Genomic DNA, 22,395 nt, shown 5'->3' on the forward strand with positions numbered 1-22,395 from the left:
ACTCATTCAGCTATCTGTCTTCTAAATAATGAACTATCTAAGGTTTCCCCTATCTATCATTACTGATAGTGTGTGTTTACTTACCTCTTAATTCTCGTTACACAAGGATATGCGATGATATCTACACTTCTGGTTGGCTTTGGGTTTTCCGCCACAACCTTTCATTTGCCATTTCTAAATTATCTACCGCAGTTCTCTGTCGATGTGGTTATCTCTTCAAAACCTGATGTGGTTAACGCAGTTTTACCCCATGCTGAAGTGTATGGCTCGTTGGAAGAAGCGCTTAAAATTCACGATGTAGATTTGGTGGTTATTACAACCCCAAATCACCTTCATGGGCCACAGGCGAAACTGGCATTAGAGCACAGCTGTCACGTATTGGTAGAAAAGCCATTTACATTAGATAGTGAAGAAGCAGAAGCTTTAGTAGAGCTTGCACATTCTCAAAATAAACAGCTTTGTGTTTATCACAACAGACGTTTTGATGGCGATTTTCTTACGATTAAGCAGCTAATTAACGATGAAAAACTTGGCGACATTAAACGTTTGGAAAGCCGCTTCGATCGATTTCGCCCAGTACCACGAGACAGGTGGCGTGAAAATGCAGGGCCAGGAAGCGGTATCTTCTGGGATTTAGGTCCCCACTTAATCGACCAAGCGCTACAGCTTTTCGGCGAGCCGGAAGAAGTGTCGGCAAACATACAGGCCTTGCGTGAAAATGGACAGTCAGATGACACGTTCGATGTAACACTTCACTATGTTGATAAAGTTGTAAAGCTAGGTAGTTCAGCTTTTCAGGCCAGCGCGACATTGCGCTACGACTTGCAAGGCACAAAAGGCAGCTTTCGAAAGTTCTATTTAGATCCGCAAGAAGATCAATTGCGTGCAGAGCTATCCTTTGATGATGAACACTGGGCGATTACAAAAGATAACGAGCATGGCGTGCTAGCTGTGGTCAATGAAAGCGGCCAGCTAGTTGAAGAGACGGTGACAACATTGAAGGGTGAATATCTCACGTTTTTCAATCGCCTTGCTCACGCTATTGAAGACGGTAAATTCTCGCCGGCTGACGCGAGTGCGGTCGTACCTGTTATCAAAGTCATTGAGCTAGCCATAAAAGCGAGTGCTCAAAAGAAATCGCTGGCGTTTAATTAAACAATTACCTTGATCGTCGTTTCAATTTAACTTACGATGCTTTCACTTTAAAACTAATAACTTTCGTTTTGAAAGTTATGATTAAATGTTGAAGGTGTGTTTGCGGACTGTTTTGCAGACTTTTCATGGCTTGTTCTCAATTGGAACAACGCGTACAGGAAGGTTTAGCGAGAAGGCGGCAAGAGCATGAGGTTATATTGAAAAGTAGTAAATCGGTTGAACAGCGCCGCCAGCAGATAGTGGCGTGGGTGAAAGAGCATGGTCAATCACAAGTTGAAGATTTGGCCGTGCGTTTTGCTACGTCTGAAGTCACCATTAGAAAAGATCTCGCAGCCCTTTCGCAGCAAGGTTTGCTGATTCGACAGTTTGGTGGCGCAGTGCCTGTACCATCATCTACCAACTCAAATGCTGGGCCATCTCAGTTTATTACCAATGACCCTTTCACGAACTCAACTGCTAGCCCAGCAATTAACGCTATAGGCCAACTTGCCGCGAGCTTGGTCAAACTGGGCAATAAGCTCGTTATAGACTGCGGGTCTACCACCGCATCCATCTTACCCCATTTATCACAACTCGATGATTTAGTGGTAATGACCAACACGTTATCAACCGCCAATTACCTTACCCAAAGTGAAAAAGAGCCGACGGTGTTAATGGTAGGGGGCACATGGGATGCCCAATCTCAGTCGTTTCAAGGCGCTATGGCTGAACAGTTGGTTAGTGCCTATAGTTTTGACATTGCGTTTATTGGTGCCGCGGGCATAGATGTCAACAGAGGCACCACCACCTTTAACGAGCTTATTGGTGTAACCCGCGCCATGGCTGTGGCGGCGAGTAAGGTGGTTATAGTAGCCAGCTCAAAGAAATTAACGCATAAAATGCCTAACCTAGAGCTAAGCTGGAAAAACATTTCTGTTTTGATCACTGATGAAGGCATTTGTGAACAAGACAAACTTAATATTGAAAATCAGGGCGTGACAGTACTTATTGCAGCGCCGAGTGGAGAATAATTATGTGTGGAATAGTTGGCGCTGTAGCTGAGCGTAACGTGGTTGAAATCCTATTAGAAGGCTTAAAAAGACTGGAGTATCGCGGCTATGATTCAGCTGGCGTAGCGCTATTGCAAGGCGACGGCACGCTTACGCGTATTCGCCGTACAGGCAAAGTACAAGAGCTTGCTGATGCGGTGGCAGAAGGTGAAGCTTTGGGTACAACTGGAATTGCTCATACCCGCTGGGCAACGCACGGTGGTGTGACTGAAGCGAATGCGCACCCACACTTTTCAACTGAACGTGTAGCTGTTGTTCACAATGGTATTATTGAAAACTACGTTAACTTAAAAGCACAGTTAAAAGAGCAGGGCTATACCTTTACCAGCGACACCGACACAGAAACTATTTCTCACACCGTACACGAAGAGCTTAAGTCAGGTAAGACTTTACTAGACGCTGTGCAAAGTGCCGTTAAAACCTTCCACGGTGCGTATGGCACCGTCATCATGGACAAAGAAGATCCTAGTCGCGTAGTGGTTGCACGTTCGGGCAGCCCGCTTGTAATTGGTTTGGGGCTTGGCGAAAACTTCATTGCGTCAGATCAAATGGCATTGTTGCCGGTAACACGCCGCTTTATCTTTTTAGAAGAAGGCGATGTGGCAGAAATTACTCGTCGCGATGTTAAAATCTTCGATAAAGACGGCAATGCCGTTGAACGCGAAGTGATTGAGTCGAATATCGAGCACGACGCGGGTGACAAAGCGGGTTACCGCCACTACATGCTCAAGGAAATTCACGAGCAGCCAACCGTTGTGCGTAATGCGCTTAAAGATCGTATTGACGAAAACGGTCTTACCGCTGATATATTTGGTAAAGGTGCTGATGACATATTCAAAAAAGTACAGCATGTACAAATTATTGCCTGTGGTACCAGCTACCATGCGGGTATGACGGCGCGCTATTGGTTAGAACAATATGCAAATGTGTCGTGCAACGTAGAAATTGCATCAGAATTCCGTTACCGCAAGTCAGTAGTGCACCCGAACAGCCTGCTGATTACTATCTCTCAATCAGGTGAGACAGCCGATACGTTAGCTGCCCTTCGCTTAGCAAAAGAGCTGGGCTATATGTCTAGTTTGACTATTTGTAACGTTCAGGGTTCGTCATTAGTACGCGAGTCAGACCTTGCATTTATGACCCGCGCTGGCGCGGAAATTGGCGTTGCGTCTACCAAAGCTTTCACTACTCAGCTCACTGCGTTCTTAATGCTTACCCTAGCGCTGGGCAAAGAAAACGGCATGACAGACGCTGACAGCAAAGCTATTGTCTCTGCGCTTCATAGTCTACCTGCAAAGCTTGAAGAGACCTTAGCGATAACTGGTGGCATTGAAGATTTAGCTGAAGAATTTGCAGATAAGAACCACAGCTTGTTCCTAGGTCGTGGCGACCAATACCCTATTGCCATGGAAGGAGCGCTTAAGCTTAAAGAGATTTCTTATATTCATGCGGAAGCGTATGCGTCTGGTGAATTGAAACACGGCCCACTTGCGCTTATTGATGACGAAATGCCCGTTATTGTGGTTGCACCGAACAACGAACTCCTCGAGAAGCTAAAGTCGAACGTTGAAGAAGTACGTGCCCGTGGCGGCATCATGTACGTATTTGCGGATAAGGATGCGGCGTTTGAAGGTGATGAAACCATGCGCGTTATCGACGTACCGCACTGCGACGAACCAATCGCACCTATCATTTATACCTTGCCACTACAGCTTTTGAGCTACTACGTAGCGCTAATTAAGGGCACCGACGTTGACCAGCCGCGGAACTTGGCAAAGTCGGTTACGGTGGAATAAAGCACACTGCTGAAGCACTTATTCGTGTAAATTGACAATAATGTATCATACTAATCAATAAAGTATCATACTTTACAAAAAAATATCATACTTTGTATTTTTGAGCTATTCTGTAATTAATGGAATAGCTCAGGTGCAATATGAAAGATTTTCTTACTCCTAGTTCTAAAGATGTTATTGAATTATTAGAACCAACAATAATCAAGCGTTTAACAAAGGAAAAGCGCGGTCAAGGCAGCGGAAAAGATTATAAACCCTTTCTAACTGTACGTGACGTTCCAAGTAAAGGGCGCGTACATAGAAGACCGGCATTAACTCATGGACGCATTGTTCACCTACTATCAGATCTTGAGTTATCTGCTTTTCTCCTATTCGACTGGCATTTGTCGATTGTAGACATACGTGAACAATTTCCATTAGACCCCGAAAAAACTTTTAATATCGCCCAACGATTGGGAATCAAACACCCTGCTGTACGTGGAGTAAATCAAGTAATGACAACTGATTTACTAATCGACACTCTTCAATCAGGAAAAATCGTTCCAATAGCTATTTCCGTTAAGTACCGAGAAGAATTAGAGGATGAGCGTGTTATTGAAAAACAAGAACTGGAAAAGCGATTTTGGGAGGGAGAAGGTGTTGACTGGTATTTGTTTACCGAAAACGAAGTTCCTGTCACCTTGCTTCGAAACATAAAGTGGCTTGTCCCACATATCCACAGTTTTGATTTAGATAGCAATGACCAACTAAACACTTTTGAAATTATCAACAGCGCGATTCAAATACACCCTGAAGACAAAATTTCTATTGTTATGAAGATGTTGGATGAACAGCATCAATGTAAAAAAGGTACTTATCTAGCGTATTTCAGGCACCTTTGTGCTCAAACTGCTTTTACATGGAACATGGCCGAGGTTAGCTATCGAACATTAAAAACAAGTGATCTGACCCCGTCTGAGCATTGGATAAACAAGGAGTTTGAATATGTTCATGCCTAATGATGTGTTTCAGCTAATATCTAAAAAAATTAGAGTCCTTTGGTCAAATAGAGAAGCGGTCATATGGATTGAGTTGGAGAGCGATAAAGCATTGCCTTCTGTTTCTTCCCGACTTGAGTTTGAACACCAAATGGCAAATGGGGATTTATTTTTGATTGATGATCCGTTTATTGAAATTGCGATGACTTTTCCAGTAGCTGGTTCTAAAGCCGAGGAAGTACAAAATAGAGCTTGGGAAGCAATTGAGGATATTGTCACGCGAGAGCCAGAAATATATCAACGTAAAACACGAGGTCAATTACTTACCAATGTACTCAGTGATTCAGGTGCTACCAAACAAACAGTCTACAGATGGTTGCGCAGATATTGGCAGGGCGGAAAATGTAAAAACGCATTAAGTGGTCGGTTCAATTTATGTGGAGGGCCGGGTAAAACCAAAAAACTTGGTGACAAGAAAATTGGTGCACCCAGAACCAGAACAGATGGTGTTGGTGTTAATACAGATGATTCAATCAAGGCTATTTTTAGGGTAGCTATTGAGAAGTGCCTACTAAATAAAAATAAATACGAATTTGACTATGCGTATAACCAAGTATTGATTGCGTTTGGTGTACCTATTCCTTGCAAGCCTGAACATTTGCTTGATGTACCAACAGAAAGACAATTTAAGTATTTTTACGAAAAAGAATTTACATCTATTGAAGTTACTCGAAGACGAGAAGGTGAAATAAATTATGCCAAAGATCACAGACCAGTATTAGGCACATCAACTTCAGAAGTTGAAGGGCCGGGAAGCCGATATCAAATTGATGCAACTATTGCTGATGTATATTTGGTTTCAGCTCAGGACAGAGAAAAAATTATTGGCAGACCTACTCTGTATTTTGTTGTCGATGTGTTTAGTAGAGCCATAGTTGGTATGTACATCGGACTAGAGAATGCTTCTTGGGTTAGTGCAATGGAGGCTCTTTCAAATTCAATGCTAGACAAAGTAGCTTATTGCAAAGAGTTTGGCATCGAGATCACGGAGGATATGTGGCCTACAAGTGGTTTACCAGAATCTATTATTGGTGATAGAGGGGAGATGCTAGGTAGGCATGTTGAAGTATTGAGCAAGAGCTTTAATGTCGGAATAGAAAATACACCTCCTTATCGAGCTGACTGGAAAGGTATTGTCGAGCGTTACTTTAGAACAATCCAAGTGAAAATGAAGCCGTTTGTTGAAGGGTATGTTACTGGAAATACAATAGGCAAAAAAAAGCATGGCAAGGATTATAGACAAGACGGTGTCCATACACTGTATGAGTTTACTCAAATGATCATTAAGATAGTTCTTTTCTATAATAACGACCATACCTTAACAACATATGATCCAGACCAAGATATTCCTGATTCTTTACCTCATAACCCTTTAATGCTGTGGGATTGGGGTATTCAATATAGAACTGGTCGATTACGTAGGCCACCAGTGGATATAGTAAAAGTAAACTTATTGCCGCACACACAGGCCAGCGTAACGGAGCATGGATTAAAGTTATTTGGCTGTTATTATACTTGTCTGGAAGCGTTAGATTGGGGCTGGTTTGAGGGTAACTATCAAGGACCGAAGAAAGTCACCGTGGCTTATGATTTATACTCAGCCAATACAATTTATCTTAGACCAAATGACACTTATTCTTCATTTATCCGAGCGAGTCTTACTGAAAGAAGTCGCTCATATCGAGACTTAACAGTTTGGGAAGTGTGGGAAAAAAATAACGTCAAGGCAGATGTTGCAGCAACCTCAAAACTCAAAGCACGTGCAGGCGCTGTTAATTTAGTTACTGATCTAGAAGTTATATCAAAGCGCTCTAAGTCAAACCAACCAGAAAACCCTACCATGACTAAAACCGAAAAAGTCAAAGGCATTAACGATAATAAGCGCAAAGAACGACAGGCTGAGAGAAGGTCTAAATCAGAAACTTTGTTTAATGAGCAACTTAAACGTAAGGAAGATAACGTTACGCAGATAGGAGCTAGTGAGTCAAAGCCTAAGAGCTTTAAGCTGCCTACTAAGTTAACAGATTTATTAAAGGGAGAAGATGCAGATGAGTAGTTTTGACGGTCCGAAATTTAAAGAAGCTGTATATATTGAGTCTGAGCTAGAAGAATACGCTGATAACCCTTTAATCTCGGCATTACCACCGATTATGAGTCCAATTGAAGTTGTTCAGCAACTCAGCCGGAGACCGACTTTCAAAAAAGAAGAAATAGAGTTGGGCGGTCACATACGAGTTCACGCCATTAGTCGTTTGACTCGTAGCTTTTTTGTGCCCCAAACAGTTCATCTACTACTTGAACAAAAACTGTCTCAGCTAATAAGAAAAAGTTACCTCGGCAGAAATCCAAAACACGCAGCATTTAAACAAAAGCTTAATGAAGTTAAAAATATAATTACCAATCAAGACTTAACGACATATGTACATGATGTTGTTGATTCAACAGCGTCATCAATGGCGATATCTGGTATTTCAGGTGCAGGTAAATCAACAGCTACAAACAATCTACTTAACACTTATGACAGAGTACTGTATCACCATGAATACCATATTTTACAAGTGCCGTGGATAAAGGTTGACTGCCCATACGATGGTTCATTGGCTGAGTTTTGCGAAAGCTTTTTCATTGCACTAGATAAACGCTTAAATACTAACTATCGCAAAAAATATACATCTGGCAAACCCAGAATTGGTCAAATGATAGCCAATGTCGCTAATCTATGTTTGATTCATGCCATCGGTTTAGTTGTAATTGACGAGTTTCAACACATGAATTTGGCTAAGAGCGGTGGCGAAAAGAAAATGATTAATTTTCTGGTGACGCTCGTAAATGTTGTTGAAGTGTCAATTGTACTAATTGGAACTCCAACTGCTTTAAAGCTATTTGCTTCGGAATTCCGTCAAGCGAGGAGAGCATCAGGTGAAGGTAGTATTGTTTGGGATCGATTACCACTAGATGAAAACTGGGATGATTTTGTCAAAGAACTGTGGCAATACCAATGGCTCAAATCGCCCGGAAAGTTAGACGAAGTGATGATCAATGAGCTTTATGAGATATCACAGGGAGTACCTGACATTTTAGTCAAACTATTTTGCTTAGCTCAGGCAAGGGCTATTCTGTTGGCTAATTCACCAGAAGATGAATGCCTTTCTGTAGAATTACTAAGAGACGTATTTGAGGAAGAACTTTCAATAGTAAAACCGATGCTCGACGCTTTAAACAGTAAAGACAGAACTGTACTTGAGCAGTGCAGTGATATCGTAATTCCTAAAATTGAGGGGGCACTATTAAATACTTTTGATCACCTCAAAGCTGTCCCATTAAATAAAAAGGCTAATGTCGAACTAGGAGAAGCGTCCCATTCCGATGTAGCAAATTCGGCCATACAAACTCTAATGGCTATGGGTATTAACGAAGATATTGTTAGGCCGCTTGTATTGGAGAGTGTTAATAACAACCCTGAAGTGACGCTAATTCAAATCATTCATCATGCCACTTCCTCGTTGAGCGGGTTAAATCATCCCCCTGCAAATAAGGCCAAAAAAGTCCCCCCAAAATATGTGAGTAAAAAAGCGTGGGGAAGTTTGGATGATCATGATTTAAGAAAACTGTATGCCAGTAAATCGGGAACCATGTACGAGCAATTATGTGATGAAGGTTTTATTTTTCCTGTGCAAAACTTAATGGTGAGTTAAATATGTTGGCGTATTTTCCAGTACCATATGAGGATGAACTACTCTATAGCGTTATAGCTCGATATGCAGTTCATACTGGTCAATTAGAAAATAGGCAAGCAGTATCGAGAGACATTTTTGGCAAACATACTGCTGTTGCAATTCCAGACCTTCCCAGTCACCTACAAGTGTTTACAGAAAGAGTAAATGTCGTTTGGAAAGTTGATGTGGAAGAAATTATTAAACGTCATACGCTAGCGCCAATATATTTCCCCTTCTTAAATACTCAGCAATCAGCGCAAGTAATTCAGTCAATGTATTCTGAGCAAGGTGGCAGTATCCATACCAGAGCTGGAATAGCTGCCTCTTCTGTTCAAAAGCCAGAGTGTTTTCGGTATTGTCCACAATGTTATCAGGAACAAAAAGAAATTCTTGGAGAGCCATACTGGAACCGTTTAAATCAAATTGCAGGCGTTAATGTCTGTATCAAACATAGTTGTCTATTGCAGACTTCAGACTTGCCACTGCACTCTACGCAAAAACATTTATATAAATCAGCATCATTAATTAGTGAAGTGACAGAATCTCAAAGCCTAGAAATTACAGATATAGAGCGCCAATTAATAAGCAGATTTGAAGCGCTATTAACTAATCCTGTTTTGTCAGGGTTTACTGAGCACCAATGGAGTATGTTCTATCTAAATGTTGCCAAAGAGCTTAACTTTTCCAGAGGCAACCAAGCTGATCACAAAAAAATTCGTGAAAAGTTCGAGGCGGACTGGAGCCGTCTAGAATCAAAGATTTATAAATTAGATACCAGTGGCAATAATTGGCTAATTTGCTTGTTTCGTAAACACCGAAAATCTTTTCACCCTTTAAGGCATTTAATGGTTTGGTGCTCACTATTGCCCGACATTAGTAATGATGAAATATTCCGTAAAGTTTCAAAACTTCCCAAAACGTTGGCAGTACCAAAATCAAAAAAGAAAAATACAGAGGCTGTAGAACCAACGTTATTAGAAGCCAAAAGAAAAGAGTGGCTTGAAGTACTGGAGAAGCACAGTGATCTCGGTGTTAAGCAGATAAGAGCGGCTAGTATAGGAGGTGCGTTATACACTTGGCTTTATCGAAACGACCCAAGTTGGCTGATGAAAAACAAACCTAAAGTCACTGCAAAAGTTGAAAATAGGTATGAGCCTGATTACCTATCATGGGACAAGGATAATATTGAACTACTTAACACGTTATTAGCTGAGCAACTCGCCAATCCTGAACGTAACCGACTAAGTAAACATTTTTTCATTAAAAAATTACCCCGCTCAAACTCTGTAGAAAAACATCTATCAGATTTACCCCAGACGGATAAGTGGCTCGATTTACATGCAGAGAGCATTGAGCAATATCAATCATTTCGCCTAACTATAGCGGCTGACAAGCTAAAACAGCAAAATCTACCAGTGCAAAGGTGGCGACTTCTAAGAGTATCGGGTATTCGAAAAGAAAGTCTAACACCCATACTAGACCAGAAAATAATTGAGCTTGAAGCTAGTTAACTACTAAACAATATTTAAATGTAAGTTTTGCAATAAAACTAGTTTGAATTATCGGTGAAGGTTCAAAACTCAAGATTAGATCCACGCATTTAATATGTTTTTAATGTAAGCGTCTGGCAATCCCACCTAGCGCTTCGCAAAGTGCCATGGAAGTAGTTGCTCGATGTTCGGCGCTGGCTTGCTGAACTCATCAAGGCAAGACATCACATACTCGAACACATTGAGGTCGTTGGCTTTTGCGGTTTCGATGATGCTGTAGAGGATGGCGCTGGCATTGGCGCCGGTAGCGGTCTGGCTGAACAGCCAGTTTTTTCTGCCTATCACGAACGGTTTAATCGCGCGCTCAGCGCGATTGTTATCGATATTTAATAATCCGTCGAGTGTATAGCGCGCTAGCTTTTCCCATTGGTTCAAGCAGTATTGAATCGCTTCACCTAATTTGGTTTTCGGTAGCACTTGATGTACTGATTTCTCTAGCCATGTATGGAGCTGGTTGAGCAACGGCAGGCTCTTTTCTTGTCTGGTAAGGTAGCGCACCTCCACCGTTTTATCTTTTAATTGAGTTTCGATGCGATAGAGTTTTTGGATGTGATTGAGTGCCCAGTCTGCTTTGCCGCTGCCTTTTTTACCCGCGCCTTTCTTTGCTTCCATAAACTTACGACGTGCATGGGCCCAGCAACCAATAAGTGTCGCTTGCGTTTGCTCGTAACCTTGATAGCCATCCACTTGTAGATAGCCGCTATAGCCTTGCAGGAAGTCTACTGCGCATTGTCCAGCGCGACTATTGTGATAATCGTACAACACGATATTGGATGTCGCTGTATCGGGGATATTACCGCTAGGTGAATCAGCACCACTGGCATACAACCACATATAGCTGTTCGCTTTTTCAGACTCGACCACTTTTAGCGTGGTTTCATCCGCCGCTATAACGGGTTGCTTTAGCAGATGTTGATGAAGCTGTTCGTAAAGCGGTTTAAACAACTCAGCGCAGCGGACTATCCAATCCGCCATGGTTTTACGGCTTAATTCGATACCGTGCTGTTTGAACATCGCTTCTTGTCGATAAAGCGGTAACCCATACTGATATTTGCTGGTGATGATTTGACTTAACAAGCTTGGCGTTGCGTAGCCTTTGGGGATAACGCTAGGTGGCACCGGCGCTTGTTTGACCGTGTTGCTGATACCGTCCTTTTCACAGGTACGGCACGCATATTTAGGGCGTACATGCTCAATCACGTTGACCTGAGCAGGAATAAACTGAAGCTTCTCTGACTTATCTTCACCAATGCGATGTAATTCGCCCGCACAACAGCCACAGATTTTTTCTTCGTCGCTAATATCGTGAACGATAACTTCACGAGGCAGGTCTTTAGGTAGCGGTTTACGTGTGGGCTTTTTACGAGTATAGCTAATCGTTTCTTCGGCTGTTTCAGCTTCAACAACCAGTTCTTCCGCTTCATTGAACAACTCACCTTGCCCAGGGTGGCCTTCGGTGCTTTTACCAAACTGCTTATGCTGGGCAACGCGGAACTGTTCTTCTAAATAGGCAATCCGCGCGCGCTTCTCTTCAAGAAGCGCTTCAAGTTCAGCGATGCGGGATTGGTATTCTTTCTCGTTCATACCACCATTATCCCGTATTAAGCTGCTGATTGCCTTACATTATTAAGACTATTTCGTGATCGTTAATCGCTACTTATGATCACAGGTTATAAGCCGGATGCGTTGTAGTGCAACGGCTGATGGCCTATGACATCGTAACCCGATAACAGCCATTGTAGCTGTTGCTCACTCATATGCATCTGTTTTAAGTTCGCATCGACAGGCCACTTAAAACGATGCTTCTCGAGGCGTTTATACCAGAGAGCGAAGCCCGTTTTATCCCAATAGAGTATTTTGACCTTATCGCGCTTTTTGTTGCGGAAGACGAACAGTGCATCGCGAAATGGATTCAGGTTCATATCCTGCTCAACAACGACAATTAAGCCATTTATCGATTTGCGGAAATCGACGATATCCATGTACAGGTAAATGTCGGCAGGCTCTACGAACATCTTCATTTGGACAATGCCTTCATCACGGTAGCAATCCAGTGAGGGTTAATATTGATTGGCACGCTAAGTTGAGCATTTCCAAATTGCAGGAGAAGTTCGCCACCCATTGCTTCGGTGTAGGATTCAACCTTCGTGACTTCACGTTTCACCTGAACAAACTTGTTGCTTCTTCGCTGTAACCGAATATCACGACGCCTGGTGTAGTAAGTTTGAACATTAATCTGCTGTTGGCGACAAAAAGCCACTGCGGTGAGCCCGCTTTGCTTTTGCTGCTCGAATAAGTTGAGCCAGTCTTGCACTTCTCTTCGTTGATATTGCGGCATGGTCATTCTCCTTAACAAAAAGAGAACACCATGCCGTAGCTGACTTATGAATTGAACGTGGGGATTACCGGACGGACACGGTCAAATACTGTAATGAAGCCTTGTTCGCTATCATTATGAAGACATAGCTTTAGCATGGATTAAAAAGGGGCAGTAAAATGAATACCTTCAATATCACAATCAAATTTGACCTTAGAGATGACAATATGTCCATGGACAACATTGATGATTTGCTTTTTGAAAATGGCTTTGATGATGCTTTTGTTAGTCACTCAGGTACTGGCCAGATTGAAATCGAAATTAGCAGAAATGCTGAAACTAAAGACATTTTAACAGAATCAATAATACGACAAGTTACTAGTCTGTTCCCAAATTCCAAATTTTTAAACTAATTACTATTTTTGTTTCCAAAATGCCTGAAGTCAGAGCTCAATAGCAAATCCTGCTGTTATTCAGATAGACAATCCCGATAGTTTTTCTATCACTCAGAAGGAGCACGTTGATAATGGGGCGTTCTTCCAGCTTGTTGCGGAGATCCCAGCTGAGCGCTTTGACGAAATAGCAGCAATAGCCGTGAAAGTTAATACCAAACAGGTTAATAAGCCTACAACCAGTCTTTTGGTTAAAGTTGCGATGCCAAGAACTGTGTAAAAGGCACAATATCCTGTTTGACGCTGGCTGCTTCCAACGCTTGCATATATTCATCTCTTCGCTCGACAGGTACGACTGTCCATGGGTAACCACCAGATGCCATCATTAAATTCATGATGAATCTTCCCATTCTGCCGTTACCATCGAAGTAAGGGTGGATGTAGACGAAAATGAAGTGCCCCAGTACCACTCTGACGGCTGCATGCTCCTCTTCTGCGAGTAAGTCAAAGAGAGTCGGCATCATGTCGCGAACTGCTTCTCTGCTTGGTGGAGTATGCATAGACTGGCGAATATAGACAGGCCCTGACCGGTAACCGGCCAAGTCCGACTGTTTTATAATACCGGCCGCAACACTCGGGCCAAATAAGGCGAGATACCAATCGCTGTGCGTCTGTTCCAATACGTCGCCAGGATTCTTACCTTCTAAAACTGCTAACACTGCTTTTTTAACTTCTTGGAACGCATCCCAGTAGCCTTTAGCGGCCATCGCATCTAAGTGTTTTTTACTCTCGTCTGAACCTTCAGCTTGCCAGTTGCCAGAGCGAACCAGTTCAATCAATTCGCGAGTCACTCGATAGCCTTCAATGGACAGTGAGTGGTAGGCGTCTGTAACGTATTTATCTTCCACTTCGGCCATGTAGGTTTCGATGTCGATGGTTTGGCTTGAGGCTAAAGGAAAGTGCGAAATAACATTTTCACGCATTTGTGCCCACATCAACCGCATGCGATTAACATAGGGCGAAACGTCACGACGACCAAAGCTCACTTGCACTTTCTCGGCGAAAGGGTCTTCTTCTTGCACTTTCAAATCGGCCGCTTGCATGCCCTTTAAGATATTGTCAGCAATCAGATCCCGGCCAATATTTCTAAAAGCCCCCACTAATCGGCCGGCAATTACACTGTGATTACCGGCGAGTAAAACGGACAATACGTCGGATGCATCTGTCACCATCGAAAGGGCGGTACGCATTTGGATGGGCGCATTTTGAAACTGATTCGCAGAAGAATAAACAAGCGCTGCCGCTAAGCTGTATACATTGAGCCCGTCTAGGTTTTCAATCTGTTCTGTGGCAGGCATGTTCAACCTGACATCAAAAATCGAGGTGTTGTGCAAAAAGGCGGTGGGTTTATTATTGCCTTTGGGCGAGCGTACGAGCAACTGCTGAGGAACAGTTCTATCGCCGATATGCAGGCTAATTGATTGCTCAGGTGATAAACACCAGGCATTATCGAAACGTTCTGATAAATATGCACCGCAAAAATCCCAGAAAGAAGTATACCAAGATGTACTGTCGCCCGGCTTTTCATCAGGCATAGCCGGTATGTACCAGCCTCGGATGACTTCGCGAATAAACCCATGCTTCAATAACCGCTCTCGATGCACTCTGCTGAGTTGTTTTGACTGGATGGCAACAACCCCAGATTCTTGAAGCTTTTGTAATTGTTCAAGCGAATCTGCTAGTTTTTGTGATATGTCATTCATGTTCGCTCCAACTATTACTTATGATATTTACCAGTTATTGCATTCACCTCTAGGTTTTAGTGTTATATCATTCATAGGTTTTACTGTCACCTCTTTTATAGGTTTTAATGATTTGTTGTTTTTAGGCTTTAATGCTCATTAGCTTAAAGAAGGCATACAAGAAACAAAGCTTTCCGGCCATAATCCTTCCAAAAGAAGTACAGATTTATAACCGGAGATTCAGGTTGACCGATAAGAAGTGAATTCATCTGGTTGCAAACTTTATTTTAAAACGTATACACCGAGACTCGTTAGATTAAAGAGGCAGTTGCAATTTTTATTTAAAAAACGTCCAACCTAAGTAATTGAGTTACAATACCTGCTAGTTGCAAACTTTATTCATCATCTACAGCAGGGCGCGATTTCTCGTAGGCGCGTTCTAGTTCAGTTTGGTTACATGGGTATAGACCATTGTGGTTGAGGTCTAGAGCTATTGCATTATTCATACTGGAATAGGCAGTTAACAAGAGTTTGGAAAGCGGGACAGCAGCAAAGCCTTTATCATAAGAGGATTACGAAGCTGATTGAGATTTGCTCAGCTTTATAGTATGATAGTTTTTTGTTGTGTTTTGGTGGCATGAATTACATTAATTGAAAATAAAGTATGACACTCTTTAAGTATGTTGTTCATTTCATGTTTATATAAATCAACAGCTTAATGAGTGTTTAAGTATGATGCTTTATTGTATGTTTACAATTCGTGCTCACAAACAAAGCCTGCGACTGACAAAAGCGCAGGCTTTTTTATTTTCGATAGGCGAGTATTGGCTGCTAATTAAGTCGCTTTCCTGCAAGTCCATGCCTCACTATTATTTCACTTCTCTTTCCACCACTCTCACTTCATCGATAAACCTTCTCCATCCGTCTTACTTTGTTAGGTAAGGCAGTTGTAAAACGAGGAGTAAGGTCATACCTATAAGTCATACCAAGTTTCAACATTGCGAGGCAACATGGCTATCCCATACTCACTGCTAGATTTAGCGCCAATATCTGAAGGGTTTGGCGTAAAAGACGCGTTAAACAATTCGAAGTTAATGGCTGTGGAAGCTGAGCGCTGTGGCTATGAACGTGTGTGGTTAGCCGAGCATCACGGCATGCGTGGTGTTGCCAGTTCTGCCACCTCAGTAGTGTTAACGCACATTGCTAACGCCACCGCTACCATTAAAGTTGGTGCGGGCGGTATTATGCTGCCTAACCATGCACCTTTGGTCATTGCTGAACAGTTTGGCACCTTGGCTGAATTATTTCCCAATCGCATAGAGCTTGGACTTGGCCGTGCACCAGGCACTGATATGGCAACCGCACGCGCGCTTCGTCGTAATTTGCAAAGCGATGTGGACAGTTACCCGGAAGATATTCAAGAACTTCAGCACTACTTGGGTACACCGCAAGACGGGCAGCCAATTGTTGCAGTACCTGGGGCAAATACTCATGTCCCCCTGTGGTTGCTTGGCTCTAGCTTATACAGTGCCCAAGTGGCGGCAAAAATGGGGTTGCCATATTCGTTCGCCTCGCATTTTGCGCCCGATGCGCTATTCGATGCGCTTCATGTGTACCGCAATATGTTCAAACCGTCGCCTCAGTTATCAGTGCCAAAAGCGATGGCTGGTGTAATGGTGGTGATTGCTGAAACCGATGAAGAGGCTGAATTCCTATTTACGTCAGTGAAGCAGCAATTTATGAACATGCGGCGTGGTCTTAATAGGCCTTTCGCTAAGCCTATGCCTGACTTTGACGAATATTGTACGGCGACTGACGAAGCAATGTTATCGAATGTATTGAGGTATGCGTTGGTAGGGTCGAAAGAAACGGTGCAAAACAAGCTAGCTCAGTTTGTTGAAGCGACGGGTGTTGATGAAATTATCGTGTCGATGCCGATTTACGATATAGAAGCGCGCTTGTTTAGCGTTAACGCATTTGCGGAAATCGCATCTTAGTTTTTAGACAGCTATTCCCAGTATTGAATATTTGGTTATAACTTCCACTATGAATGACCTTCGAATAACTTTATGATACGTCTATATGTGCGTATTTTCAGTTAGTTGTGTTAGGTTCACAGTTATGACAAAGGTCTGGTTTTCCCTTCTTTTAGCTTTATCTTCTTTGATGTGGGGCACTAGTGCTGCTTTTGCGAAAGAAACCCTGGACCTAATTGTTCTTGAAACTCTGCCTGTTCCAATTGTCGCTGATTCGCGGGCCGAGTTCGAAAAGGAACTTGCGCGAATTATGCCCGATCACGAGATTAACGTAACATCGTATAACGCCGAAGGCTCTGAAGTTCGTGCTAAGGAGATACTTACCGAGCTTGCACAAAACCCAGCGCCTGACCTTATTGTATCGGTGGCGACCCTTGCCACCAGAGCGCTGAATGCGTCTGAAGCGTTTGTTGATGTACCTAAGCTGTTTATGGCGGTCTCAGCACCGGTTGAAGAAGGAATAGTTTCTGCTATTGGTGCGGTTAGTGAACGCAACATGACGGGCGAGTCACACGTGCTAGACGCAAAGGTAAAGCTAGATATGTTAGAGGGCGTGCTCAGAGCGTCTAAGCCCTCATCGCTTTTTACCATCGGTCTAGTCCATTCTACATACCCATCGTCAAGCAACTTGGTTAATCAACTTCTGGCACTGAATGATGACTACGAGAACATAAATCTTGTTGCTGTTAGTACACCGTATATAGAAGGCGATGATGGACTGGTTGAAATGACTGACAGCATCATCAACAGCTTGCAGCAAAAAACAAACGAGCTGGATGGTTACTGGCTTTCATCTGGGCCGCTCGCGGAATCGAATGGCTTAGTAACAAAGGTAAAAGAAGCTACGGGACTGCTTCCTTTATTTGCAGAAAGCATTTCCTCTGTGAAAGAAGGTGCGCTTCTTGGCGTAGTATCTGAGCCAGCGAGTATTGGCAAATCAGCTGCAAGAAAAGCCAAGCTAATTCTTGAGAAAAAATCGGCGAGGGACATTCCCGTTGATAAAATGGATACGTACACTGTAGCGGTAAATGTGTCTACAGCAATCAAACTGCAGTTACCCATTCCTTCAAATTACTTGAAGCTGTCGAAAAAACATGTGTATCAATAAGGCCTAATTAGAAGTAAGTATGCGGATTAAATCGAAACTGCTGGTTATCTACATTCCAATTTTATTAATTGGTATGGCACTTACAGGGTATTGGGCTTATTTGACGGCGTACGATTCAGTACGCGAAAGAGAATATCAGCTCCTCACTCAGACGCTTACATTAAACGTTTTAGAGATCATTGACGAAAGACGTGAACTGCTTATTGAGTCGGGCCTAGAGAATGTGCCTGTGTTTCGCGAGGCCTATCAAAAGGAAGTGTTTGAAGAGCTAAAGTCGTTGCAGCAAGCCACCGACCGCCACTTTGCGATCAGTGACAAGAGTGCCGATACTGTGGTGTTTAGTACGATGGAGCACACTGTGGTTCCTAATGTCGAAGATGCGACAATCGCAACCATTGCCAGTCGTAAGGTCGCCTTTGGTGAGTCGAATATTAACGATGCTGACGTGTTATTTGCGTGTGCGGAATTTGCGCCATGGAATTGGAAAGTTACCGTATTACAGCCTGCTGACGCACTGCAATCTTTCCTATCTACTATTGCGTGGCTAACGTCATTAGTGACGCTATTTGCTGTCGTTATTGTCAGTTTGCTTATGGGAAGAGTCACACAGGTGTTTGTTGTTTCTCCTATCGAAAAAATAAAATCAGCAGCAAGTCGCATTGCGGTTGACCATAAGAAGGTCAGTATAGACTTACAGCAAAACGACGAGTTAGGTAGTTTAGCGCGAGACGTTGAGGCAATGTCTGGTGAAATAGAGCAATACGTTGCTCAAGCTCAGCAAGCAAACCGCGCAAAAACGGATTTTCTTGCAGTAATGAGTCATGAAATTCGCACCCCACTGAACGGTATTCAGGGATTAGCAACGCTACTTCTTGATACGCAACTGTCGGATAAACAGCATCAGTATGCCAGCGATTTGAAATCATCGGCGTCTATTCTAGCGACCGTTATCAACGATGTTCTGGATCTCTCAAAAATTGAATCAGGTATGTCAGAAGTTGACGTTACAGAGTTCGATCTTGACGCAATGCTGAATGACCTTATTACGCTACTGGGTACCAATGCTAGCGCCAATAGTACGCGTTTGGTTTACAAAAGTAAGAACATGGAATCGGTGGCAGTAACCAGTGATATTACGAAGTTACGCCAGATAATCATTAACTTGGTGAGTAACGCAATTAAGTTTACTCATAAGGGCACGGTGACTATTTCCGCCAAACTCAAACAGCCTTCACAGGATACCGTGAGCGAGAACCATTTGGTAATTGCGGTTAAAGATACCGGTATTGGTATTGAGCCAGACAGACTCGAGCATATTTTTGATAAGTTTACGCAGTCCGATTCATCAATTACGCGTAAATACGGTGGCACTGGGCTAGGTCTTGCTATTGCAAAGCAGCTTGCACAAATATTAGGTGGTGATATTAAGGTGGTGAGCAAAGTAGGCGAAGGTTCATGTTTCACCGTTACCGCCAAGGTGCAGAGTCGTCGCGTGGTGGAGTCGTCGGCCGATTCGGATTCCGCGCGACAAGCAGAGCGCGCTAGCTTACCAGAAGGTATTAAAGTTCTGTTGGCTGAAGATAATGCCATTAATGCTGTGGTAGCACAGGCACTCTTAGAACAGCTGAAATGTGATGTTGAGCACGTTGATAATGGACTGAAAGCCGCTGCACGAGTAGAAGAGGGCGGTATTGATGTTGTTTTCATGGATGTGCACATGCCAGTGATGGACGGCATTGAAGCGACAAAACGCATTCGAAAGCTTGATGGAGAGCTTAGCAAAATCCCGGTTATAGGGCTTACCGCCGAAGCATTCAAAGAGCGGCACGTGTCATTTAAAGAAGCGGGGATGGACGACATCGTTACCAAACCTGTCACCGTTGAGGCACTGCAAGAAAGTTTGTCAAAACTGGCGCTTAATCAAGAAGTCACTGATAATAGTTAAAGTGATGCAGCTTCAGTAATTTGAAGTTGTAAGAGCCCGTGGGTGATTTCACCATGGGCTAATATATAGATGCTTTAACAGTAACTTATTGCTTAAGGTGGCGTGTGCAAATCAATAAACCCCGCGAGCTACTTCGGCTGAGAATTGCGCTGATCATTGGTGCTCTACTTGTGCTTGCCTTTATGGCTGCTGACTTGATGCTATTACCAAGCAGCATGTACGAGCTGTACATATTCGATCGCTTACTTCTTCAATTCCCTATTATACTCGTCGTTGTTGTACTCTCCTTCTGGCGCAGGTTCATTCAGCATCGAGCCTACATTTTCGCAGGGTTACTTATTGCGCTTTCTTACAGCAACTACTGGTTAATATGGGTTTGCTGGGAAGAGCACAGCTTCATTTTCCCCTACGAGGGCACCATTTTATATGCTTTCTTCTGTGTGTTTGCGCTGGGCATTGCCTTTAAATTAGCGCTAGCAGCCAACGTCATCAACATTCTGGGTTTTTTGGGGTTAATGTGGGTTGCGCCGGTTTATGGTGACAGAGTTCCAATTTCAATGGCATTTGTATCTGGGTCTTTGTTTATTTGTGTCTATGCCCGTTATCGGTTAGATCGCAGCGTACGCATGTTAAAAGAAACCAATGACAGGCTACTTAAACTTAGCAAATTTGACCCCTTATCTGATTTATTGAATCGGCGTGCGTTACGAGAGCAGAGTGAAAAACTGTTGGCGTTGAGTAAGCGTCATAAAGTGTCGATGGCCGTGATGATGCTCGACTTAGACGACTTTAAAAAATATAACGACTGTTTTGGTCATCAGCAGGGGGATGAAGCCATAAAAATACAAGCCCGCATTATGAAGCAGGTCTTTAAGCGAGAGACAGACATATTAGGTCGGTACGGTGGGGAAGAGTTTATTGTTGTATTGAGCGACATTCAGAAAGAACAAGTTGAGAAGCACTGTGATGCACTTTTGAATAAGTGGACAGAAGCAGCACTAGAACATGCACAAGATGCAAAGCATCCTTTAATGAGTTGTTCCATTGGTGTGGTGTTTGCCAAGTCGGCCGAGAACATGTCTATTGATTGCCTTATTGACGAAGCAGATAAAGCACTTTACGAAGCAAAAGAAAAAGGTAAAGCCCAGTTTGTATTAAATCAGGCGCAGTGCTTAGAATAACACTGCGCTTTTTCACGATTGGCTTACAGCTTCACAATCATCTTGCCGGTGTTCTTGCCTTCAAACAACATATTTAGGCCCTTCTCGGCGTTCTCTAAGCCTTCCACAGTGTGTGCACGGTACTTGATTTTACCTTGTTGAACATAAGGCGAAAGCTTTTGCAGTAGTTGTGGAATTTCACCCCAGTGATCAGGCATAGCAAAACCGCGAATGTTAATTCGCTTTTTAATCAGCGGGATCCAGTTCGGGCCCGGTGACGGCTTTTCAGACTGGTAATCGGCAATCATTCCACATACCACAATTCGGCCATGGGCATTCATTCTATTAAAAATGTGCTGCTGAATAGGACCGCCCGTATTTTCAAAGAAGACGTCTATTTTATTTGGTGTTAGTTCGGCTAACTTTTCTTCTAAATTGTCGGTTTTGTAGTTTATAGCGCCATCAAACCCAAGCTCGTTAACAATCCAATCGGCTTTGTCTTCGCTTCCTACTACGCCAATTACACGCAGCCCGTCTGCTTTAGCAAGCTGACCTACAATTGAGCCTACAGAACCTGCTGCACCCGTAACAATAAGTGTCTCACCTTCTTTGGGCTCGCCAAAATTATATAAACCTGTTGTGGCCGTTAGGCCTGGTAGTGCAAAAACACAAAGGGCCATTTCCTCAGTAATGCCAGGCTGAAGTTTGTTAAAACCAGAACCGTCGCTGAGCACATATTCACTCCAGCCAGTCATTCCCATAACTTTGTCGCCAACCGAAAAATTAGGGTTGTTAGACTCAACCACTTCGCCCACACCGCTTGAGCGCATTACATCGCCAAGCTCCACAGGTGGAATATAACTCTCTCTGTCTTCACTCATCCAACCTAACATCGCAGGGTCTAAAGACATGTGAGTTTGCTTTATCAAAATTTGACCGTCTTTAGGCGTGGGAATTTCGAGCTCTTTGCTTTCAAATAAATGTGGCCCAATTTTTCTGTCATGGGGGCGATTAACGAGTGTAATTGCTTTGTATGTTGACATGGTGTCCTCCTGTTACAAGCACAAATGGTCGACGTCTTATCGAATGTAAAAGCGCATCGCTAAACACGGTTACATCTGCGCTGTTTAAAATAGGGTGGGGGTTATAGACATAAACACAACCTATAACACAGCTTGTTTATAAATTTGAGTGAAACCTTTTTGCATTTCCAATAGGTGTTAGTGATAGTTAATTAAAATGGCGTTAACAAGATTGAGATCTTTTGTTAACGTCGTTTTATCAAAGTTGTTTATAAATGCGTCGAAGTTGTAGCTATAATTGTAAAAAATGCGATAAAAGTGCGTAAATGGCGTTTACTTGCATTGAACAAAAGTACTCAGATCCGTAGAA

Annotated in this window: 17 protein-coding genes; 12 read left to right on the plus strand and 5 right to left on the minus strand. The window is 43.0% G+C overall.

Going from position 1 to position 22,395, the window contains the following annotated elements; genetic code table 11:
• The first annotated feature begins 114 nt into the window (after positions 1-114).
• The 7 genes from NO989_RS00180 (at position 115) to NO989_RS00210 (ending at position 10,264) form a co-directional block, all read left to right on the plus strand.
• Positions 115-1,155 (plus strand): Gfo/Idh/MocA family oxidoreductase, encoded by a 1,041-nt coding sequence (locus NO989_RS00180; RefSeq protein WP_371341831.1) that lies wholly within the window; start codon positions 115-117, stop codon positions 1,153-1,155.
• Positions 1,156-1,352: 197 nt separating this feature from the next.
• Positions 1,353-2,165, plus strand: coding sequence for a DeoR/GlpR family DNA-binding transcription regulator (locus NO989_RS00185; protein ID WP_371341832.1), 813 nt, complete (start codon positions 1,353-1,355; stop codon positions 2,163-2,165).
• Between the two features lie 2 nt (positions 2,166-2,167).
• On the plus strand, positions 2,168-4,000 hold the full coding sequence (gene glmS / locus NO989_RS00190; protein ID WP_371341833.1) for a glutamine--fructose-6-phosphate transaminase (isomerizing): 1,833 nt from the start codon (positions 2,168-2,170) through the stop codon (positions 3,998-4,000).
• 140 nt (positions 4,001-4,140) lie between these two features.
• Complete coding sequence (locus tag NO989_RS00195) at positions 4,141-4,998, plus strand: TnsA endonuclease N-terminal domain-containing protein (protein WP_371341834.1); 858 nt, start codon at positions 4,141-4,143, stop codon at positions 4,996-4,998.
• Positions 4,985-7,093: a Mu transposase C-terminal domain-containing protein gene (locus tag NO989_RS00200; protein ID WP_371341835.1), complete on the plus strand. Its 2,109-nt coding sequence runs from the start codon at positions 4,985-4,987 to the stop codon at positions 7,091-7,093. Before NO989_RS00195 ends, NO989_RS00200 begins: the two co-directional genes overlap by 14 nt.
• On the plus strand, positions 7,086-8,732 hold the full coding sequence (locus NO989_RS00205) for an ATP-binding protein (protein ID WP_371341836.1): 1,647 nt from the start codon (positions 7,086-7,088) through the stop codon (positions 8,730-8,732). Before NO989_RS00200 ends, NO989_RS00205 begins: the two co-directional genes overlap by 8 nt.
• A gap of 2 nt (positions 8,733-8,734) precedes the next feature.
• The gene (locus tag NO989_RS00210) at positions 8,735-10,264 is read left to right on the plus strand and encodes a TnsD family Tn7-like transposition protein (RefSeq protein WP_371341837.1); all 1,530 of its coding nucleotides are present in this window, start codon (positions 8,735-8,737) and stop codon (positions 10,262-10,264) included.
• Between the two features lie 126 nt (positions 10,265-10,390).
• Here NO989_RS00210 and NO989_RS00215 read toward each other — a convergent pair whose 3' ends face one another.
• The 3 genes from NO989_RS00215 to NO989_RS00225 all read right to left on the minus strand — a co-directional run bounded on the left by NO989_RS00215 (position 10,391) and on the right by NO989_RS00225 (position 12,641).
• Positions 10,391-11,887 carry an IS66 family transposase gene (locus NO989_RS00215; protein WP_371341838.1) on the minus strand — a complete coding sequence of 499 codons (1,497 nt, stop codon included), beginning with the start codon at positions 11,885-11,887 and terminating at the stop codon, positions 10,391-10,393.
• Between the two features lie 86 nt (positions 11,888-11,973).
• On the minus strand, positions 11,974-12,324 hold the full coding sequence (gene tnpB, locus NO989_RS00220; protein ID WP_156086391.1) for an IS66 family insertion sequence element accessory protein TnpB: 351 nt from the start codon (positions 12,322-12,324) through the stop codon (positions 11,974-11,976).
• Positions 12,321-12,641, minus strand: a complete 321-nt coding sequence (locus tag NO989_RS00225; RefSeq protein ID WP_272977205.1) for an IS66 family insertion sequence element accessory protein TnpB — start codon at positions 12,639-12,641, stop codon at positions 12,321-12,323. The genes tnpB and NO989_RS00225 overlap by 4 nt, the downstream gene beginning before the upstream one ends.
• 158 nt (positions 12,642-12,799) lie before the next feature.
• On the opposite strand from NO989_RS00225, the gene NO989_RS00230 reads away from it, so the two are divergent.
• Positions 12,800-13,033, plus strand: a complete 234-nt coding sequence (locus tag NO989_RS00230) for a hypothetical protein (protein ID WP_371341839.1) — start codon at positions 12,800-12,802, stop codon at positions 13,031-13,033.
• A gap of 230 nt (positions 13,034-13,263) precedes the next feature.
• On the opposite strand, the gene NO989_RS00235 is transcribed toward NO989_RS00230, so the two are convergent.
• Positions 13,264-14,775 carry a Fic family protein gene (locus NO989_RS00235; RefSeq protein WP_371341840.1) on the minus strand — a complete coding sequence of 504 codons (1,512 nt, stop codon included), beginning with the start codon at positions 14,773-14,775 and terminating at the stop codon, positions 13,264-13,266.
• 989 nt (positions 14,776-15,764) lie between these two features.
• Between NO989_RS00235 and NO989_RS00240 the strand changes: the two genes are divergently transcribed.
• The 4 genes from NO989_RS00240 to NO989_RS00255 all read left to right on the plus strand — a co-directional run bounded on the left by NO989_RS00240 (position 15,765) and on the right by NO989_RS00255 (position 21,024).
• Positions 15,765-16,751 (plus strand): LLM class flavin-dependent oxidoreductase, encoded by a 987-nt coding sequence (locus tag NO989_RS00240; RefSeq protein WP_371341841.1) that lies wholly within the window; start codon positions 15,765-15,767, stop codon positions 16,749-16,751.
• A gap of 124 nt (positions 16,752-16,875) precedes the next feature.
• Positions 16,876-17,898: an ABC transporter substrate-binding protein gene (locus tag NO989_RS00245; protein WP_239257714.1), complete on the plus strand. Its 1,023-nt coding sequence runs from the start codon at positions 16,876-16,878 to the stop codon at positions 17,896-17,898.
• 19 nt (positions 17,899-17,917) lie between these two features.
• On the plus strand, positions 17,918-19,843 hold the full coding sequence (locus NO989_RS00250; RefSeq protein WP_014951201.1) for an ATP-binding protein: 1,926 nt from the start codon (positions 17,918-17,920) through the stop codon (positions 19,841-19,843).
• Positions 19,844-19,947: 104 nt separating this feature from the next.
• The gene (locus tag NO989_RS00255) at positions 19,948-21,024 is read left to right on the plus strand and encodes a diguanylate cyclase (RefSeq protein WP_014951200.1); all 1,077 of its coding nucleotides are present in this window, start codon (positions 19,948-19,950) and stop codon (positions 21,022-21,024) included.
• 23 nt (positions 21,025-21,047) lie between these two features.
• On the opposite strand, the gene NO989_RS00260 is transcribed toward NO989_RS00255, so the two are convergent.
• Complete coding sequence (locus NO989_RS00260; protein WP_039221630.1) at positions 21,048-22,046, minus strand: NADP-dependent oxidoreductase; 999 nt, start codon at positions 22,044-22,046, stop codon at positions 21,048-21,050.
• Positions 22,047-22,395: the final 349 nt, after the last annotated feature.

This window comes from Alteromonas sp. DY56-G5, from assembly GCF_041414725.1.
GTDB lineage: Bacteria > Pseudomonadota > Gammaproteobacteria > Enterobacterales > Alteromonadaceae > Alteromonas > Alteromonas macleodii.

Bases quoted from the DNA above. Each gene is read 5' to 3' on its own strand.
- NO989_RS00225 (WP_272977205.1), bottom strand. From the start codon at position 12,641: ATGCCGCAATATCAACGAAGAGAAGTGCAAGACTGGCTCAACTTATTC.
- NO989_RS00205 (WP_371341836.1), top strand. From the start codon at position 7,086: ATGAGTAGTTTTGACGGTCCGAAATTTAAAGAAGCTGTATATATTGAG.
- NO989_RS00230 (WP_371341839.1), top strand. From the start codon at position 12,800: ATGAATACCTTCAATATCACAATCAAATTTGACCTTAGAGATGACAAT.
- NO989_RS00240 (WP_371341841.1), top strand. From the start codon at position 15,765: ATGGCTATCCCATACTCACTGCTAGATTTAGCGCCAATATCTGAAGGG.
- NO989_RS00180 (WP_371341831.1), top strand. From the start codon at position 115: ATGATATCTACACTTCTGGTTGGCTTTGGGTTTTCCGCCACAACCTTT.
- glmS (WP_371341833.1), top strand. From the start codon at position 2,168: ATGTGTGGAATAGTTGGCGCTGTAGCTGAGCGTAACGTGGTTGAAATC.
- NO989_RS00215 (WP_371341838.1), bottom strand. From the start codon at position 11,887: ATGAACGAGAAAGAATACCAATCCCGCATCGCTGAACTTGAAGCGCTT.
- NO989_RS00200 (WP_371341835.1), top strand. From the start codon at position 4,985: ATGTTCATGCCTAATGATGTGTTTCAGCTAATATCTAAAAAAATTAGA.
- NO989_RS00250 (WP_014951201.1), top strand. From the start codon at position 17,918: ATGCGGATTAAATCGAAACTGCTGGTTATCTACATTCCAATTTTATTA.
- NO989_RS00195 (WP_371341834.1), top strand. From the start codon at position 4,141: ATGAAAGATTTTCTTACTCCTAGTTCTAAAGATGTTATTGAATTATTA.
- NO989_RS00210 (WP_371341837.1), top strand. From the start codon at position 8,735: ATGTTGGCGTATTTTCCAGTACCATATGAGGATGAACTACTCTATAGC.
- NO989_RS00235 (WP_371341840.1), bottom strand. From the start codon at position 14,775: ATGAATGACATATCACAAAAACTAGCAGATTCGCTTGAACAATTACAA.
- NO989_RS00245 (WP_239257714.1), top strand. From the start codon at position 16,876: ATGACAAAGGTCTGGTTTTCCCTTCTTTTAGCTTTATCTTCTTTGATG.
- NO989_RS00260 (WP_039221630.1), bottom strand. From the start codon at position 22,046: ATGTCAACATACAAAGCAATTACACTCGTTAATCGCCCCCATGACAGA.
- tnpB (WP_156086391.1), bottom strand. From the start codon at position 12,324: ATGAAGATGTTCGTAGAGCCTGCCGACATTTACCTGTACATGGATATC.